This is a genomic window from Rhizobium sp. SU303 (assembly GCF_021052345.1).
Taxonomy (GTDB): Bacteria; Pseudomonadota; Alphaproteobacteria; order Rhizobiales; family Rhizobiaceae; genus Rhizobium; species Rhizobium laguerreae.
Window position 1 is genome coordinate 2,429,179 of record NZ_CP088095.1, and the last position, 17,934, is coordinate 2,447,112.

16 protein-coding genes are annotated in these 17,934 nt (G+C 61.5%); 7 read left to right on the forward strand and 9 right to left on the reverse strand.

Annotated elements, in window-relative coordinates; all coding sequences use genetic code 11:
* The first annotated feature begins 33 nt into the window (after positions 1–33).
* Positions 34–615, forward strand: coding sequence for a hypothetical protein (locus RlegSU303_RS12150; protein WP_065280153.1), 582 nt, complete (start codon positions 34–36; stop codon positions 613–615).
* Positions 616–994: 379 nt separating this feature from the next.
* Entirely contained in the window at positions 995–2,056 is a 1,062-nt protein-coding gene (locus RlegSU303_RS12155; protein WP_131718573.1) for a 3-deoxy-7-phosphoheptulonate synthase, read from the forward strand.
* Here the strand turns inward: RlegSU303_RS12155 and RlegSU303_RS12160 are convergent.
* Together RlegSU303_RS12160 and RlegSU303_RS12165 are read right to left on the reverse strand one after the other, a co-directional pair.
* Positions 2,053–2,880: a TolB family protein gene (locus RlegSU303_RS12160; RefSeq protein ID WP_131718574.1), complete on the reverse strand. Its 828-nt coding sequence runs from the start codon at positions 2,878–2,880 to the stop codon at positions 2,053–2,055. The two genes, RlegSU303_RS12155 and RlegSU303_RS12160, sit on opposite strands and share 4 nt — an antisense overlap.
* 44 nt (positions 2,881–2,924) lie before the next feature.
* Complete coding sequence (locus RlegSU303_RS12165; protein WP_131718575.1) at positions 2,925–4,604, reverse strand: NAD+ synthase; 1,680 nt, start codon at positions 4,602–4,604, stop codon at positions 2,925–2,927.
* Positions 4,605–4,796: 192 nt separating this feature from the next.
* Here RlegSU303_RS12165 and RlegSU303_RS12170 point away from each other — a divergent pair, with 192 nt between their 5' ends.
* On the forward strand, positions 4,797–5,327 hold the full coding sequence (locus RlegSU303_RS12170; RefSeq protein WP_094087618.1) for a DUF1003 domain-containing protein: 531 nt from the start codon (positions 4,797–4,799) through the stop codon (positions 5,325–5,327).
* Here RlegSU303_RS12170 and RlegSU303_RS12175 read toward each other — a convergent pair.
* The gene (locus RlegSU303_RS12175; RefSeq protein ID WP_094085809.1) at positions 5,324–5,722 is read right to left on the reverse strand and encodes a GFA family protein; all 399 of its coding nucleotides are present in this window, start codon (positions 5,720–5,722) and stop codon (positions 5,324–5,326) included. The genes RlegSU303_RS12170 and RlegSU303_RS12175 overlap by 4 nt on opposite strands.
* 295 nt (positions 5,723–6,017) lie before the next feature.
* Between RlegSU303_RS12175 and RlegSU303_RS12180 the strand changes: the two genes are divergently transcribed.
* Entirely contained in the window at positions 6,018–7,856 is a 1,839-nt protein-coding gene (locus tag RlegSU303_RS12180) for an ABC transporter ATP-binding protein (protein WP_131718576.1), read from the forward strand.
* Between the two features lie 221 nt (positions 7,857–8,077).
* Here the strand turns inward: RlegSU303_RS12180 and RlegSU303_RS12185 are convergent, their stop codons facing one another.
* Positions 8,078–9,451, reverse strand: a complete 1,374-nt coding sequence (locus RlegSU303_RS12185) for a class II 3-deoxy-7-phosphoheptulonate synthase (protein WP_131718577.1) — start codon at positions 9,449–9,451, stop codon at positions 8,078–8,080.
* Between the two features lie 219 nt (positions 9,452–9,670).
* Between RlegSU303_RS12185 and RlegSU303_RS12190 the strand changes: the two genes are divergently transcribed.
* On the forward strand, positions 9,671–10,954 hold the full coding sequence (locus tag RlegSU303_RS12190) for a pilus assembly protein TadG-related protein (protein WP_131718578.1): 1,284 nt from the start codon (positions 9,671–9,673) through the stop codon (positions 10,952–10,954).
* A 6-nt stretch (positions 10,955–10,960) separates the two neighbouring features.
* Here RlegSU303_RS12190 and gor read toward each other — a convergent pair whose 3' ends face one another.
* Positions 10,961–12,346 (reverse strand): glutathione-disulfide reductase, encoded by a 1,386-nt coding sequence (gene gor / locus RlegSU303_RS12195; protein WP_131718579.1) that lies wholly within the window; start codon positions 12,344–12,346, stop codon positions 10,961–10,963.
* A gap of 221 nt (positions 12,347–12,567) precedes the next feature.
* On the opposite strand from gor, the gene RlegSU303_RS12200 reads away from it, so the two are divergent.
* Positions 12,568–12,780, forward strand: a complete 213-nt coding sequence (locus RlegSU303_RS12200) for a hypothetical protein (RefSeq protein ID WP_094087617.1) — start codon at positions 12,568–12,570, stop codon at positions 12,778–12,780.
* A gap of 56 nt (positions 12,781–12,836) precedes the next feature.
* Here RlegSU303_RS12200 and RlegSU303_RS12205 read toward each other — a convergent pair whose 3' ends face one another.
* From RlegSU303_RS12205 to rpiA, 3 genes are all read right to left on the reverse strand, one after another.
* Positions 12,837–13,121 carry an acylphosphatase gene (locus RlegSU303_RS12205; RefSeq protein ID WP_094087616.1) on the reverse strand — a complete coding sequence of 95 codons (285 nt, stop codon included), beginning with the start codon at positions 13,119–13,121 and terminating at the stop codon, positions 12,837–12,839.
* 97 nt (positions 13,122–13,218) lie between these two features.
* On the reverse strand, positions 13,219–13,782 hold the full coding sequence (locus RlegSU303_RS12210) for a DUF2059 domain-containing protein (protein ID WP_131718580.1): 564 nt from the start codon (positions 13,780–13,782) through the stop codon (positions 13,219–13,221).
* 15 nt (positions 13,783–13,797) lie between these two features.
* Positions 13,798–14,496: a ribose-5-phosphate isomerase RpiA gene (gene rpiA / locus RlegSU303_RS12215; RefSeq protein ID WP_131718581.1), complete on the reverse strand. Its 699-nt coding sequence runs from the start codon at positions 14,494–14,496 to the stop codon at positions 13,798–13,800.
* 225 nt (positions 14,497–14,721) lie between these two features.
* Here rpiA and RlegSU303_RS12220 point away from each other — a divergent pair, with 225 nt between their 5' ends.
* Complete coding sequence (locus tag RlegSU303_RS12220) at positions 14,722–15,438, forward strand: HAD family hydrolase (RefSeq protein WP_205928044.1); 717 nt, start codon at positions 14,722–14,724, stop codon at positions 15,436–15,438.
* 302 nt (positions 15,439–15,740) lie between these two features.
* On the opposite strand, the gene RlegSU303_RS12225 is transcribed toward RlegSU303_RS12220, so the two are convergent.
* Positions 15,741–17,654, reverse strand: coding sequence for a L,D-transpeptidase family protein (locus tag RlegSU303_RS12225; RefSeq protein ID WP_094085801.1), 1,914 nt, complete (start codon positions 17,652–17,654; stop codon positions 15,741–15,743).
* Positions 17,655–17,934 lie beyond the last annotated feature (280 nt).

Genomic DNA, 17,934 nt, shown 5'->3' on the forward strand with positions numbered 1-17,934 from the left:
TCTCAGCAACCGATAATCGGGAAGGAAACACTTATGAAGAAAATCGTGCCCGCATTTCTTTTGGCCTGCACCGCATTTGCCGTGCCGATCGGCGTATCCATGGCGCAGGATGCCAAGCTTGCCCCGATCTCCGACTACGTGACGAGCGACGTCAAGCCCTGGCTCAACGACCCCGCCATCATCGAGGCTGTCAAAGTGCAGAACACTGCCAACGCCAATCTCAGCGCAGCCGATGTCGACGCCCTCGACAAGAAGTGGCGTGCCGAAGTCGATGGCTCCGACCACTCGATGATCGACGGCGTGCTTAACAACGCCCTGTCGAAATTCCTTCAGGGAAAGAAGGAAGCTTCCGGCGGCAAGATCACCGAAATCTTCGTCATGGATGCAAAAGGCCTGAATGTCGGTCAAAGCGACACCACATCGGATTACTGGCAGGGCGACGAGGGCAAGTTCCAGAAGTCTTTCGGAGCCGGCAAGGACGCGGTCTTCGTCGACGAGATCGAAAAGGATGAGTCGACCCAGACGCTGCAGTCGCAGGCAAGTGTGACGATTTCCGACGACAAGGGAACGCCGATCGGCGCCATCACCGTCGGTGTGAACGTCGACGCTCTCTGAGGTCGGGAACGACATTAAGCAATGAAAACGCATATCGCCCGGAGCATGCACGGTTCGGGCGATATGGATAAACAAAGACTTGCAAGACGTCGCATGAGCGAGATCGAGTGCGACGTGCCCTCCACAGGGGGTATGGTGCCCCGCAAGAGCATCAGCTTTTCAGGCAGCAAATTCTACGTGACAATGCCTGATCTTGGCGCTACACACGCCTCATGTCGATCACGTCAACCTACGCCTCGGGATTTTATTGGTACCGCTGCTCCCAGCGGATACGGGTCCATGCGTAACTGAATTCGACGCGACGACAACCCGAACAGCCGCTAGTCTACCTGGCGGCTTTTTTTGTGCCGTGCGGGTATGACCAAACAGGAGCCATACCGTGTCTGATACCATTGATGATCTGCGTATCGTCGAGATCACCCCGCTGACCAAACCCGCCGATATCATTGCGGAAATCCACCGCAATCCTACTGTCACCGAGACCGTGACCAGCAATCGTGATGCGATCCACAAGATTCTCCAGGGCGAGGACGATCGCCTGATCGTCGTCATCGGCCCCTGCTCCATCCACGACCCTGTCGCCGCCCGGGAGTACGCCGCGCGGCTGGAAGAGCAGCGGCGTCGCTTCGCCGGCGATCTCGAGATCGTCATGCGCGTCTATTTCGAAAAACCCCGCACGACCGTCGGCTGGAAGGGCCTGATAAACGATCCGCATCTCGACGGCAGCTACCGTATCGAGGAAGGGTTGAGGATTGCGAGACGCCTGCTGCTCGATATCAATGCGATGGGTCTTCCGGCCGGCGTCGAATTCCTCGACACGATCACGCCGCAATATATTGCCGATCTCGTCAGCTGGGGCGCGATCGGCGCGCGCACGACCGAAAGCCAGGTCCACCGGCAGCTTGCCTCCGGCCTTTCCTGCCCGATCGGCTTCAAGAACGGTACCGACGGCGGCGTGCGTGTGGCGCTCGACGCCATCCTCGCCGCCTCGCAGCCGCATCACTTTCCGGCGGTGACCAAGGACGGACAGGCGGCCATCGCCTCGACGACGGGCAATGAGGACTGCCACATAATCCTGCGCGGCGGCAAACGGCCGAACTATGAAGCGGCCGATGTCGAAGCGGTCACCGGCGAAGCCGTCAGGCTCGGCGTCGCCCCGCGCATCCTCATCGATGCCAGCCACGCCAACAGCGGCAAGGACCCGATGAACCAACCGCTCGTCGTCAAATCCGTCGCCGCACAGATTGCCGCCGGCAACAACGACATCAAGGGCATGATGATCGAAAGCAACCTCGTCGCCGGCCGCCAGGACCTCGTTCCCGGCAAGCCGCTGGTTTACGGCCAGTCCATCACCGACGGCTGCATCGACTGGCATATGTCGGTCGCGGTACTGGAAGACCTGGCAAAATCCGCCCGCGAACGCCGCCAGACCCGCGCTTAAGCAGCCGGGAAATAGCGGACATAGGCGAACTCTTCGCCGTCAGGAGACCAGCAGGGCACGTTGATCGTGCCCTGCCCCCCGAAAAGCTCGAACAGCGTCTTCAGATTGCCGCCGTCCATATCCATCAGCCGCAGCCGCACGTCGAGATCGCGCGGATGGTCGAACACCGATGGGTCGTAGGATAGGAGCAGCACCATGTCGTTGTTGGGTGAAGGATGGGCGAACCAGTTGCCCTGATTGTCCAAAGTCACCTGCTCGAGCCCGGTGCCATCGGGATGGATGCGCCAGATCTGCATCAGCCCGGTGCGGCTGGAATTGAAGTAGATCCATTGGCCGTCGGCGGAATAGTCCGGTCCGTCGTTGCGACCCTCGCCATGCGTCAGCCGCGTCTCGGCGCCGCCGTCGACGGAGATGGTGTAGATATCGAAGAGGTCGTCGCGGATGCCGCAATAGGCGAGCTGGCGCCCGTCCGGCGACCACCCATGCCAGTAGGATGGCAGGTTCTGGGTGATGAGCCGCGGCGTGCCGCCTTCGATCGGCAGGATATAGATCGCCGACTTGCCGAATTCGGTCTTGTCGGAAATGACGATCTCAGTGCCATCGGGCGAAATGCCGTGGTCATTGTTGCAGTTGACGGCAAAGCCGGTATCGACCTTGACCACCTCCCCGCCATCGAGCGGCAACCGGTAAAGCAGCCCGTCGCCGTTCAAGAGCAGGTAGGAACCATCAGGCGAGAAGTTCGGCGCCTCCACCAGCCTGTCCGTTTGCCAGACCTCGCGGGCCCTGCCCGTCCTGACATTGTAGATCTCAACCGAGCTGCGCATGTTTCCTCCCGAAAAGCTTGATGCCGTCAGCGATCTCGATTGCGTCAGCGATCCCTGAACCGGTTGGTGATCGGATAGCGCCGGTCGCGGCCGAAATTCTTCTTGGTGATCTTCACGCCCGGCGCCGATTGCCGGCGCTTGTATTCGGCGAGATAGAGCAGATGCTCGACCCGGTGAACGGTCGCAACATCATGGCCGCGCGCGACGATCTCCTCGACCGCCATCTCCTTCTCCACCAGGCATTCGAGAATATCGTCGAGCACGGGATAGGGCGGCAACGAATCCTGGTCCTTTTGATCCGGACGCAGTTCGGCCGACGGCGCCTTGTCGATGATATTCTGCGGGATTACCTCGCCGGAGGGGCCTAGCGCATCCGGCGGCACGTTTTCGTTACGCCAGCGGGAAAGCGCATAGACCTGCATCTTGTAGAGGTCCTTGATCGGATTGAAGCCGCCGTTCATGTCGCCGTAAAGCGTGGCGTAGCCGACCGACATTTCCGACTTGTTGCCCGTCGTCACCACCATCGAGCCGAACTTGTTGGAGATCGCCATCAGGATGACGCCGCGCGCCCGGCTCTGCAGGTTCTCCTCGGTGATGCCGCTGTCCGTACCCTCGAAAAGATTGGAGAGCGCAGTGCTGAAACCCGTCACCGGCTGTTCGATCGGCACGATGTCGTAGCGGCAGCCGAGCGCCTTGGCGCAATCGGCCGCATCCTTCAGCGAATCCTCGGAGGTATAGCGGTAGGGAAGCATGACGGTGCGCACCCGCTCCTCGCCGAGCGCATCGACGGCGATTGCCGCGCAGATCGCAGAATCGATGCCGCCGGAAAGGCCGAGAACCACGGTTTTGAAGCCGTTCTTGTTGACGTAGTCGCGAAAGCCGAGCAGGCAGGCGCGGTAATCGGCCTCCTCGCTTTCAGGGATATGCGCCATCGGCCCTTCGGCGCAATGCCAACCATCTTCGCCGCGTTTCCACGTCGTCACTGCAAGCGCCGTCTCGAACTGGCTCATCTGGAAGGCGAGCGACTTGTCGGCGTTGAAGGCGAAGCTCGCCCCGTCGAAGACAAGTTCGTCCTGGCCGCCGAGCTGGGCGGCATAGATCAGCGGCAGGCCGGTCTCGATCACCTGCTTCAGCACCACCTGATGGCGGATATCGACCTTGCCGCGATAATAGGGCGAACCATTCGGCGACAGCAGGATCTCGGCCCCGCTTTCGGCCAGCGTCTCGCAGACGCCGAGATCGCCCCAGATATCCTCGCAGATCGGAATGCCGATGCGCACGCCGCGGAAATTCACCGGCCCCGGCATTGCGCCCTGGTCGAAGACGCGCTTCTCGTCGAATTCGCCGTAATTCGGCAGGTCAATCTTGTCGCGCACCGCGATCACCTTGCCGCCGTCGAGCACGGCGACCGAATTGTAGCGCCCGGTGCCTTCCTGCCGGGGAAAGCCGATGATGACGCCCGGCCCGCCATCGGCGGTATCGGCCGCGAGAGTCTCGACCGCCTTCCAGCAGGCGCGGATGAAGGCGGGCTTCAGCACCAGATCTTCAGGCGGATAACCGGAGATGAAAAGCTCGGTCAGGACGAGCAGATGCGCGCCCTCCCGGGCAGCATCGGCGCGCGCCTCGCGCGCCTTGGCAAGATTGCCGGCGACATCGCCGACCGTCGGGTTGAGCTGGCCGATGGCGATGCGGAAGATATCAGAAAGAGCGTTTTCCTGTGTCATGTCATTTATTTAGCCTGCACCTTTCACGACCGCAACACGTTCGGGCCGAAAGCGGCACCTCGCGACGACGAAATTTTTATGAACGGATCGCGCGTGGCGCGACGCGACACCGATACGCATTGCAATTTGCCTCCGGAGCGGAATACTGGCGCCGAAAGCGAGCACATCGATAACCGGCATCGGAAAAAGGCAATGTCTAATCTTTCGGACTTCGTGCACCATCATTTCGACAAACCGGCCGACGAACTCGGCGACGTCGAAAAGCGCGTGCTGGCGAAAGCGCACCAACGCAAGGTCATCTCGACCGACGTCAATGCCGCCTTATCCGCCGAGTCATCCTTCGGCGAGCGTATCGCCGATGGCATCGCCCGCGTCGGCGGCTCCTGGTCCTTCATACTCGCCTTCCTCGCCTTTCTCGCCGTCTGGACACTGATGAACACCATCGGTCTGGTGGCGAATCCCTTCGACCCATACCCCTTCATTTTTCTGAATCTGATCCTGTCGATGATCGCCGCCATCCAGGCGCCGATCATCATGATGTCCCAGAACCGGCAGGCCGAGCGCGACCGCTTCGAGGCCGCCAAGGATTACGAGGTCAATCTCAAGGCCGAGCTCGAAGTGCTCTCCCTGCACCAGAAGATCGATATGAGCGTGCTGACCGAGCTGACGGCGCTGCGCGAAGATGTGGCCCGCCTCAGCGCCGAACTCGCTGCCAAAGGCTAAACCGGATTCACCGCATATTGCGGCAGGCCGTCCGATATCTCGTAGAAATCGCCCTTGTCGGCGCAATAGATATGATGGCCGAAGGCAAGGCCACTCGGCGTGTCGAAGGCGCCTGCCATGACAGAAACTTCCGCCGATCCGTCCGCCTGCCAGAACAGCGCGGAGCCGCAATTCGAGCAGAAGCCGCGCTGCGCCTCTTCGCTCGACCGGTACCAACGGACCGCCTCGGTGCCATCAACCGAAAGAGCCGTGCGGGCCACGTTGACCGCGGCGTAATAAAACCCCGTCTGCCGGCGGCACTGCGAGCAATGGCAGCCGACCACGGGTCCTGGCTTCGCCGTCGTTGAAAATCGCACGGCGCCGCAAAGGCAGCCACCTGTATGCCGTTCGGCCATCATCGCTCTCCCGTTTATGACCGAATGTTGCCGCCGATCGCCCTTGGCGTCAAATCCATTCCGTTCAACGAAATCATCAGAAATCTTGAAAATCGCCGGCCTTATGCATGCTTGGTCAGCGCGAACACCTGTTGCTCGACGACAACAGCCGCCAACCTCATCTCATCCCGGCATTGAATCGCCGGCTATTGTCGGCGATACTGAAGGTCCAATTCATTCGACCCCCGGGAGACTGACATGAGAGCGACCCTGTCCGAACAGAAAGGAAACATCCCCCACAAGGACATTCAGCTTCATGAACATTCGGTTCTCCCGCGCGAGGAAAAGCTCGCGACGCCATAACCTCTTCACGAGATTCTTCCGCGACAATGCGAATGCCGCCGACCGCGAGCGGCGTTGGTCGCGTATGCGCAAATTCCTCTCCTACTATCGTCCGCATTTGCCTTTGCTGCTGGCGGATCTACTTTGCGCCATCCTGGTCGCCGGCACGGCGGTCGCCCTGCCGCTCTGCGCCAACATCGTCACGAGCCGCCTTCTGGCTCTGCCCGACGCGCCACAGGCCTTCGCACACATCCTTGCAATGGGCGGCGTCATGCTGGCCGTGCTGGCGGTCCAGATCGTCGCCATCTTCTTCGTCGATTATCGCGGCCATGTGATGGGCGCGCGCATCGAAGCGACGGTGCGCCAAGAACTCTTCGAGCACTGCCAGAAGCTCTCGTTCAGTTTTTACGACCGCCAGCGCACCGGCCAGCTGATGAGCCGCATCACCAATGACAGCCTGTGGCTGGGTGAGCTCTTTCATCATGGCCCCGAGGATCTTTCCATCGCCGTACTCAAATACGGCGGGGCCATGCTGGTGCTGTTCTTCATCGATCCGCCATTGGCAGCTCTCATCCTGCTGCTCACTCCGGCGGCGGTCGCCTATGCGCTCTATTTCAACCGGCGCATGAACCGCGCGCTCGAAGCCAGCAAACGGCAGATCGCCGCCGTCAACGAGCGGGTGGAGGATGCACTTGCGGGCATCCGCGTCGTCCAGTCCTTTGCCAACGAGGCGCTGGAGAAGGAACGCTTCGCCGAGCAGAACCGGCGCTTCCTGCAAAGCCGCGCCGAGGGCTACCGCAGCGAAGCCTGGTTTTCGGTCGGCACCGAAACCTTCGCCCAGCTGGTTACCATATTGGTGATCATCGTCGGCGGCCTGCGCATCCTGGCGGCGGAGCTGACCGTGCCTGATATGCTGACCTTCCTGCTTTGTGTCGCCGTGCTGGTCGATCCCGTGCAGCGGCTGGCGAATTTAGTGCGCCTCTGGCAGGAGGGTTATACCGGCTTCGTCAGGGCCATGGAGATCCTGGAGATCGCGCCCGATATCACCGATCGGCCGGCGGCGCTTCCGATGCCGGCACCAAGAGGCGAGATCAGTTTTTCCAACGTCGCCTTCGGTTACGAGGCCGATGGCCCGCGGGTGCTCGAGCAGCTGTCGCTCACCATCGCTCCCGGTGAGTTCGTCGCCCTGGTCGGCCCGTCAGGGGTCGGCAAGAGCACGCTTTGCGCGCTGATACCGCGCTTCTACGATGTCGAGGCCGGGGCGATCCAGATCGATGGCATCGACATCCGCGATGTGATGCTGGCCTCGCTCCGGCGCCATGTCGGGGTGGTGCAGCAGGATGTCTACCTGTTTGCCGGTACGGTGGCGGAAAACCTGCGCTACGGCCGGCCCGACGCCAGCGATGCCGAGTTGGAAGCGGCCGCGCGCGCCGCCAATGCGCACGACTTCATCAGCGCCCTGCCCGATGGCTATGACACCGATATCGGCCAACGGGGCGTCAAGCTCTCGGGCGGCCAACGCCAGCGCATCACCATCGCCCGCGCCTTCCTCAAGAATCCGGAAATCCTGATCTTCGATGAGGCGACCAGCGCGCTCGACAACGAGAGTGAACGGGCGGTGCAGCAGGCGCTGCTCAGCCTGGCAAGCGGCCGAACCACCCTGGTCATCGCCCACCGTCTGTCGACCGTCCGCCATGCCGACCGCATCCTGGTCCTGACGGCTGATGGCATCGTCGAACAGGGCACCCATGACGAACTCATGGCGCAAGACGGCGTCTACGCCAATCTGCACAGCGTCCAGGCGAGTATATGAGGAGGCTGGTTCGCGTGCACGGCAACAAAAAACCCGGCGGTTCGCCGGGCTGCTAACAAGGCGGCCAACTCCTCTTTCGTCATGCTCGGGCTTGTCCCGAGCATCTGCAGCCGGAGCAGCAGATCCTCGGCACAAGGCCGAGGATGACGTCGAGTAAAGAGCGAGGCCTGTCAATAAAAAGCCCGGTGAACCGGGCTTTTCGTCATCTGTTTGGGCCGCTGTCAGCCGTTGGCGATCATCCGCTTTTCGTCGCGGCCGCCCTTCATCCGCTCGGCAAGCAGGAAGGCGAGTTCAAGCGCCTGGTCGGCGTTGAGGCGCGGATCGCAATGGGTGTGGTAGCGGTCCTGCAGGTCTTCTGCGGAGACCGCGCGGGCGCCGCCGGTGCACTCGGTCACGTCCTTGCCGGTCATCTCGATATGGATGCCACCCGGATGCGAACCTTCGGCTCGGTGGATCTGAAAGAAGCTTTCGACTTCCGACAGGATCCGCTCGAAGGGACGGGTCTTGTAGTTGTTGAGCGTGATCGTGTTGCCGTGCATCGGATCGCAGGACCAGACGACCTTGCGGCCCTCGCGCTCGACGGCGCGAATGAGCTTCGGCAGGCTGTCGGCGACCTTCTCGTGGCCGAAGCGGCAGATCAGCGTCAGGCGTCCGGCCTCGTTGGCAGGATTCAGGATGTCGATCAGTTGCAGCAGATCGTCGGCCTGCAGCGACGGGCCGCATTTCAGGCCGATCGGGTTCTTGATGCCGCGGCAATATTCGACATGCGCATGGTCGGCCTGGCGCGTGCGGTCGCCGATCCAGATCATGTGGCCTGACGTGGCATACCAGTCGCCCGAGGTGGAATCGACACGGGTCAGCGCCTCCTCGTAGCCGAGCAGCAGCGCCTCATGGCTGGTGAAGAAATCGGTCTCGCGCAGGCTTGGATGGTTTTCCGAGGTGATGCCGATCGCCTTCATGAAATCCATGGTCTCGCTGATGCGGTCGGCGAGCTTGCGGTAGCGCTCGCCCTGCGGGCTGTCCTTGACGAAGCCGAGCATCCACTGATGTACGTTTTCGAGATTGGCGTAACCGCCCATCGCGAAGGCGCGCAGAAGGTTCAGCGTCGCAGCCGACTGGCGATAGGCCATGGCCTGGCGTTCCGGGTTCGGAATGCGCGACTCCTCGGTGAACTCGATGCCGTTGATGATGTCGCCGCGATAGGCCGGCAGCGTCACGTCGCCCTGCTTCTCGACATTCGACGAACGCGGCTTGGCGAACTGGCCGGCGATGCGGCCGACCTTGACGACCGGCAGCTGCGCGCCGAAGGTCAGCACCACAGCCATCTGCAGGAAGGCGCGGAAGAAGTCGCGGATATTGTCGGCACCGTGTTCGGCGAAGCTCTCGGCGCAATCGCCGCCCTGCAGCAGGAAGCCGTTGCCTTCGGCGACATTGGCGAGATGCTTCTTCAGGCGGCGCGCCTCGCCTGCAAAGACAAGCGGCGGATAGCTGGCGAGCGTGGCTTCCGTTGCCGCCAAAGCGGCTGCGTCGGGATATTCGGGAACCTGCAGGATCGGTTTTTGCCGCCAGCTGCTCGGGGTCCAATTGTCTGCCATCTCACTCACCTGTTCTCACATCCATACCTCAGGATGCCCTCAATATGCGGCGGCTTATAGACCTTTAGGTCAGGCTTGCAAAGACCATTCGCCGAGAGTTGCCGCCTCGCCGCCGCCGCCCGCCCTGCTCTAGTTAAACCAGCATATACCATGTCGATTTTCCTATATTTTAGACTTTCAATGTAGAACCGGAAAGAGTTTCAATTTCGGGGACATGGCATGGCAATCCTTCCGCCCGGTTTCATATCGGACCGCTCGGGCAATTTCGGCATCATGACGGCGCTGCTGGTGGTGCCGCTCTTCGGTGCGGCCGGCATGGCGGTGGATTTCGCCCACGCGCTCAGCCTGAGGACACAGCTTTACGCTGCTGCCGATGCCGCCGCCGTCGGTTCGATCGCGGAAAAATCCGGCGCGGTCGCCGCCGCTATGACCATGAGCGGCAACGGCACGATCTCGCTCGGCAAGGACGACGCCCGCAATATTTTCATGTCTCAAATGTCCGGGGAGCTAACTGACGTTCATGTCGATCTCGGAATCGACGTCACCAAGACTGCCAACAAGCTGAATGCGCAGGTTTCCTTCAGCGCGACCGTGCCCACCACCTTCATGCGCATCCTCGGCCGGGACTCAATCACGATCTCGGGTGCGGCGACTGCCGAATATCAAACCGCCGCCTTCATGGATTTCTACATCCTGCTCGACAACACGCCCTCTATGGGTGTCGGCGCGACCCCGAGCGACGTCTCGAAGCTGGAGGCAAAGACAGGCTGCGCCTTCGCCTGCCACCAGATGGATAAGAGCACCAACAACTACACCATTGCCAAGAGCCTCGGCGTCGCCATGCGCATCGATGTGGTGCGTTTGGCCACCCAGGCACTGACCGACACGGCCAAGACCGAGCGTGTCAGCAGCGACCAGTTTCGCATGGGCGTCTATACTTTCGGCACCAAAGCCGAAGACGCGAAGCTGACGACCATTTCGGGCCTCACCTCCGACCTCACGAAGGTGAAAAATTACACAGACGCGGTCGACCTGATGACCATTCCCTACCAGAACTACAATAAGGACCAACTCACCAATTTCGACAGCGCCATGACCCAGATGAACACCATCATCGAGACTGCCGGTGATGGCACATCGAATATCAGCCCGCAAAAGATCCTGTTCTTCGTTTCCGATGGCGTCGGCGACAGCTACAAGCCGTCGACATGCACCAAGAAGACGACCGGCGGTCGCTGCCAGGAGCCGATCGATACCTCCTTCTGCAAGCCCTTGAAGGATCGCGGCGTCAAGATCGCTGTGCTCTACACCACCTACCTGCCGCTGCCGAGCAACGACTGGTATAAAGACTGGATCAGGCCGTTCCAGAGCGAGATTCCGACGAAGATGCAGACCTGCGCCTCGCCCGGCCTTTATTTCGAGGTGTCGCCGACCGAAGGCATCGCCGAAGCGATGAAAGAGCTCTTCCTCAAGGTCATCCGCGCGCCGCGCATCACCAGCTAAGAGGGCTCAAAGCCGCTTGCCGTCGCGGATCCGATAGCTCGGCGCATACATGGTGACGAGCTCTTCGGCGGCCGTCGGGTGCAGCGCCATCGTCCGGTCGAAATCGTCCTTGGTGCAGCCGGCCTTCAACGTGATGCCGAGCAACTGCGCCATCTCGCCGGCATCGTGGCCGAGGATATGGGCGCCGACCACCTTGCGGCTCGCCGCATCGACGATCAGCTTCATGATCATCCGCTCGGCCCGCCCGGAAAGCGTGGCCTTCAACGGCCGGAACTGGGCGCGATAAACCTCGAGTTCGGGATAACGCCTGCCCGCCTCCTCTTCCGACAGGCCGACGGTGCCGATCTCAGGCTGCGAGAAGACGGCGGTCGGGATCAGCTCGTAGTCCGGCCGGGTCGGATTGTTCTTGTACTCGGTCTCGATGAAACACATCGCCTCGTGGATCGCCACCGGTGTCAGCTGTACTCGGTTGGTGACATCACCGAGCGCGTAGATGTTTTCGACATTGGTGCGGGAATATTCGTCGACGATAACGGCGCCGCGCTCGTCGACAGCGACACCGGCCGCCTCGAGGCCGAGGCCTTCGGTGTTCGGGTCGCGCCCGAGCGCCAGCATGACGACGCCGGCTTGCAGCGTGCCGTTGTTCAGCGTCTCCAGAACGAGCCCGTCCTCACCCTTCGAAACCTTCTGCAGCGTGTCGTGGCAGAGGATGCGGATGCCCTTGGCGACCATCGCCTCGTGCAGCCCGCGCCTCAGATCCTCGTCGAAGCGCGACAGGATCTCGGCGCCGCGATAGATCAGCGTCGTCTCGACTCCGAGGCCATGGAAGATATTGGCGAATTCGACGGCGATATAGCCGCCGCCTGATATCACGATCGATTTCGGCAGCTCTTCGAGATGAAATGCCTCGTTGGAGGAGATGCAGAGCTCGTGACCTGGAAGGGCCGCATGCGGGTTCGGCCGTCCGCCGGTGGCGATGACGATCGTCTTTGCCGTCACCGTCTGTCCGGTCTTCAGCAGCCGGACCGTATGGGCATCGACGAGTTCCGCGCGCGTTTCCAGGATCTGGGCATTGGCGCCGGCAAGCCCCTTCTTGTAGAGACCTTCAAGTCGGGCGATTTCAACATCCTTGGCCGCCACCAGCTTTTTCCAGTCGAAGCTGCTTTCGCCGACCGTCCAGCCGAAGCCCGCCGCATCCTCGAAATGCTCGTGGAACTGCGAAGCATAAACGAAGAGCTTCTTCGGCACGCAGCCGCGGATGACGCAGGTGCCGCCGTAGCGATACTCCTCGGCGATCGCCACTTTCTTGCCGAGCGAGGCGGCGACACGGGCGCCGCGCACGCCTCCGGAACCGCCGCCGATGACGAAGAGGTCGTAGTCGTAGGAAGACATGAGGAGCTCCGGAAGGGAATCGCAGGAAGGATGTTCCTGATATAGGGGCGATCGTCATGAAAACAAAAGCCCGCTCCTGCGTCATCCGGTTCCCATCGTCGAATCTTCATTCCGGTTGACCAGTCACCGTTTACGGTTGACCCGGTCACCGTTTACGGTTGACCCGGTCGGCCGAGGCTGGCAGGCAATCCATGGGATGGAAAAGAATGGCGGAGCAAAAGATGGATCAAACTCTCTTCAGCAACCTGTGCAGGGCTGGCAAATTCAAGGAAGCACTCGGCCTCGCCATTCAGGGCCATGAGGACGAAAAATACACGCCGAGCCGTTTCTCGATCGACAAGAAGACGAGACTGCCGATTTTCTACCGCGGCAACAAGCGCGTGGAGCCGGACGAGGAGGGTGTGTGGCAACTTGCCAAGAACCCGAACCCATAGGGCTGAGTTCCGGCACATGTGCGATCCCGATTGCATCTGCCTAGCAATTGCTGCTGTCAGCGGGTAATGCGGAAATCCGTTGGGTTCTTTTCAAGCTGGGCTGCTTCCGTCTCGACACCCGAAACCGACGCCCCCGAAGGCCCGCGCCTGAAACGCTCGATCATTGTCGTGACGGCGGCGTCGGGTCCTGCGATCACAGCAACGACGGACCCGTCCTCTTCATTGCGAACCCAGCCCGTCAAACCAAGCCGTACCGCCTCATCGCGCGTCCACATGCGAAAACCGACACCCTGAACCTTGCCGGATATCCGCACTCGGACGGCACTACCATGATCGGACATGTCTGCAGTCACCTGAAGCCTCGCCAGCGGCATTTGCCGGATCATAGCAAAAAAGCCCGGACAATGCCGGGCTTTCGCAAATTTGAGGGGGCAGGTCTTACTGCTGGGCAGCCGGTGCCGGAGCCGGAGCAGTCGGGCTGTCTGTTGCCGGCGGCGGCGCCTTGATGACCTTGGAAAGCTCGGCGTTGCTCTGCTTTTCCAGGTCGCGGGAAATGCCCTGCGCCCAGATGTCGGCAGCCTTCGCCGTCTCGCGCGAAGCGACCGGGCCATCGCGCAGCAGCTTCTTGCCGACGTCGGAATTATAGAAGTCGGCGATCGCCTTCAACTCCTCGACGGTGAAGGTCTTGGCATAGGTGAGTGCCGCCTCCTTCTCCAGATCGCCGCGACGCGGCGCCAGCGCCAGCGCCTGCGCGTCGACCGTCGACGAAATGATGTCCTGGTAGTTCGGCGAATCCTGGATCAGGCCGGCCTTCAAACGCTCGGCCAGACCGGGCAGGATGTTGTCGAATTGGGCAGTGGCGCCGATGGCGTCGATCGCCGCGCGAGACGCCTTCAGCTGCTCCTCGGAGACTTCCTGCGCCTTGACGGCGGAGCCGAAGGCAAGCCCGGAAAGAACGACGGTCGCAGCGGCGAGACGGCCAAGACCTGCAATGTTAATCATGAGTATATGCTCCTGTTATCTGTTTGCCTGCAGCGTGCGCGCACCCGCAGGACCGGCAATGATCGCAAGTGCCGCCATATTGATAAAGAGCCCGTGTTCAACGACGCCGGGTATGGAATTCAGCCCGCTCGAAAGCGCCTCTGCATCAGGAATGCGGCCAAAAGATGCATCGATGATGTGATGGCCGCCATCCGTGGTAAACTCTCCGTCACCCGACTGGCGCAGATCGAGTTCACCGGAAAGACCGAGCCGAGCCGCGACCTTTTCGATCGCGATCCGCGTCGAAACGAGCCCGAATGGATTGACCTCGATCGGCAGCGCGAAGGCGCCGAGCGTTTCCACCAACTTGCTCTCGTCGGCAATGACGATCATTCGCTCGGAGGCGGCCGCGACGATCTTTTCGCGCAACAGCGCGCCGCCGCCGCCCTTGATCAGCCTGAGCGCCTGATCGACCTCGTCGGCGCCATCGATCGTCAGGTCGAGTGCCGGCAGTTCGTCGAGCGACTTCAGCGGCACGCCGAGTTCGACACAGAGCCGCGCGGTTCGTTCGGAGGTCGGAACGCCTTCGACCCTAAAGCCGCCCGCGACCTTCTCCGCCAGCAGGCGAACGAATTCTTCCGCCGTGCTGCCGGTGCCGATCCCGAGACGCATCCCGCTTTCGACATGGGCGAGTGCGGCCTCGGCGGCCTTGATCTTCATTTCGCGGGCATCCATGCGCCGCCAGCTCCTGATATTGCGTTGGATGTGCTGTTTACACGGCTCGCCTGGCAAACGAAAGTCAAAATCATCACGGAAAATGAAAAGCCGAAACAGAGGCCTGCAGCCTTCCCGACCATCGCCGGACGTTGCTTTCCGCCGCACGATCGCCTACCTCAGGACGATCCATCGCTCCTCAGGGACGATCCATCGCTCATCAAGACGACCATCGCTCAAAGAGACATACCCTTGACCCCTGTTCCCGCTCGCCCGGCGCTTGTCGTCTTCGATCTCGACGGCACCCTTCTCGATACCCATGTGGACCTGGTCGAGAGCCTGAACCATACAATCGCGGCCCTTGACCTCGAACCGGTCAGCTATGACGACCTCACCCATCTCGTCGGCCAGGGCGCGCGCGTGATGATCGAGCGCGCCTGCCGGCTGCGCGGCCATCCGCTCGAAAGCGATACCCTGCCGCCGCTGGTCGAGCGCTTCGTCGCCCATTATGCCGGCAATATGCCCGGCCATACCGAACCCTATCCTGGCCTGGTCGCCGCCATGGACCGGCTGAAATCTCAGGATTACCGCCTCGCCGTCTGCACCAACAAGATGGAGAGCCTGGCGCTCGGTCTGCTCGACAAGCTCGAGCTTACCCGATATTTCGACGCCATCACCGGCGGCGACAGCTTCGAATACCGCAAGCCCGACGCCCGCCACCTCACCGGCACCATCGAACGCGCCGGCGGTGACATCACCCGCACCGTGATGATCGGCGACAGCGTCAACGATATCGCCGTGGCGAGAAACGCCGGCATACCGTCGATCGCCGTGCCTTTCGGTTATTCCGACGTGCCGGTTTCGAGCCTCGATCCGGATGTTATCATCACCCATTTCGATGAGTTGACGCCGGAGATGGTGGAAACGCTGTTGCGGGAATATGCGGAGAAGGTTGCCGTCTAAGGCTTGGCGATCAGGCGTATGTCTTTGCGATCGCGGCCCCCTCATCCGACCCTTCGGGCCACCTTCTCCCCACTGGGGAGAAGAGGGGAACCAGCGGCACGGCTGCGACCGCACGAAACGCTTTGATCAGGAGCGAGGCGTCGCGGCAACGTCCCTTCTACCCAGCGGGGAGAAGATGCCGGCAGGCAGATGAGGGGGCCACACAGCACGCCCTCTCCTCTTACTTCTTGCACGCAACACCCCAAAAACAAAAACGGGCGGCCCAAAGACCGCCCGCCAGCATCACTAATCAGAGCTGATTATCAGATCTGCGCCCCACGCGCCTTGCTCGTCGCATCGAAAGCCTTATCGACATAAGCGTCGCGGCCGTAGACGTCGTCGAAATATTCCACCACGCCGTCCTTGTTCGGCCAGGCGGTGAAGTAGGAGACGTAGACCGGGATCTTCTGCGGCACGCGGACCGCATGGTTCTGCCCGCTGGCGATCTGATTGGCGACGTCGTCGACCGTCGTGCCGAGCACGGCGGCCGCCATCGCCCGCGGATCGGCAAGGCGTACGCAACCGTGGCTCAGCGCCCGCATGTCGCGCTTGAAGAAGCTCTTCGACGGCGTGTCGTGCATGTAGATCGCGTGGCTGTTCGGGAACAGGATCTTCAGTTCGCCGAGCGCATTGTCGCTGCTTGGCGGCTGGCGCACCGAGACATTGTTGGTCGAGCCGTACCAGTCGACGCTCGACGAGGCGACGGCGTGGCCGTTCACTTCGACCTCATAACCTAGCTGGTCGAGATAGTTCGGATCCGAGCGCAGCTTCGGCAGCATCTCGTTGATGATGATCGACTGCGGCACGCCCCAGAACGGGTTGAACTCGACCGTCTCGATTTCGTCGTCGAAGAAATAGGTCTGGTTGTTCTTGCCGCCGACCACCACGCGCATCGACAGCTGTTCCTTGCCGTCATTGTGGTAGTAGACCATGTAGGCCGGCTGGTTGATCATGACGTAGCGGGAACCGAGATCCTCCGGCAGCCAGCGCGCCTGCTCCATGGCAACGACGAGCTTGTCGATCTTCGAGGCATTGGTATCGCCGCCGGTCATGGCGCGCACGGTCGCCTGGCCGATGACGCCATCGGGCTTCAGCCCGCGCTCTTTCTGGAAATCCTCGACCAGCGAAACGATGTCGGGCGAATAGTCGATGCTGCCGGCGTAAGCAGCAAGCGTTGCCGCATGATCGGTCTTCAGCGTTTCGGAACCGTGCTTGCCGATCGCCTTGACGATATTGGCGATCTCCGGCGAGCTGTCGCCAGGCCTCAGCAGCCTGTCGAGCGAAACGACGATTCGCTCCTCATTGCCGCCGTCGGCAGCCCGAAGCTTGGCAAGCTCCGCCTTCAGCGCCTGGAATTGCGGACTATCGGGCGAGCGGCTGCCGATGTAGGCGCCGACATCGGGGCTCATGCGGGCAAGCTTCAGCACCGGGGCCAGGTTAACCACCTTGCGCTGGAAGTCGTGATAGCCGGAGATCTTGTTCGGATCGATGCGGCCGCGCACCGTGTCCTGCACGAAGGCGAGCACCTTGGCGGAGAGATCGAGCTCGAACTGTGTCAGCGCCCGGTCGCGGAAGGCGGGATCGGGATTGGCCGGGTCGATATCAGGCGTCTGGACGGCGTAATCCGCCGGGTCGAGGCCAACGAAGGCCGCATCGGCAAGTGCCAGTATCGCCGACTTGGCACGGCCGTTGATCTGGTTGCCCTCGACCCAGACGAGCGGATTGCGGCTGTCGCCGTAATAGGCTTCGAGCGCCTTTGCGACGTCGGCATTGGCGCGCACCTTGGCCTGCGCCAGGAAACGACGCTGCACAGCGGGTTCGGCGCTGGCGTCACCGCTGCCCGAAACATCGGCAACCGCGCCGGTGACCACCGGATCGGCAAACCTGCCGGTATCGACGAACTGCAGCGTCTCGGTTTTATAGGTATAATAACGCGGACCGCTCACCTTCGGCAGCGGCGCTTCCGGATCGAGCCCGCCGAGCGATCCGCCAACGCCGCCCCGCTGGCCTACGCGGCCGGGCGGCATCTGGTCCATGAAGATAGTGCTCTGGGTCCGCTGCCTGTCGCCGCGCAGCATATCCATCAGTGTGTAAGCATGCGCGGGAGCGGCGCTCAGCACTGCCACGCCGCAGGAAATTGCCAACGCGGATGCCGCGCTTTTAAAAACGAAGGTCATATATATTCCAGTCCCGGTGTCATGCTGTTCTCAGCTCAAATCCCGCGAAATTCAAGCAGCGTAGGGCCTCATTGATCAGAAACCGGCGTGCGCCGCCAGCGCCGGCGGACTCAATTCTATGTGACGGAGATCCTGCCCGGCGCCGCCCAGCAGTTCACACAAAATTATGAAATTATTAGTTAATTTTTTACCGAATTTTCGCCGCCAGACCAGCCCGGCGAAAACGCGCGGACGCATAAAATTTCCAAAGTGGCTTAAAAGGCACGCCGAAAAGCCCGCG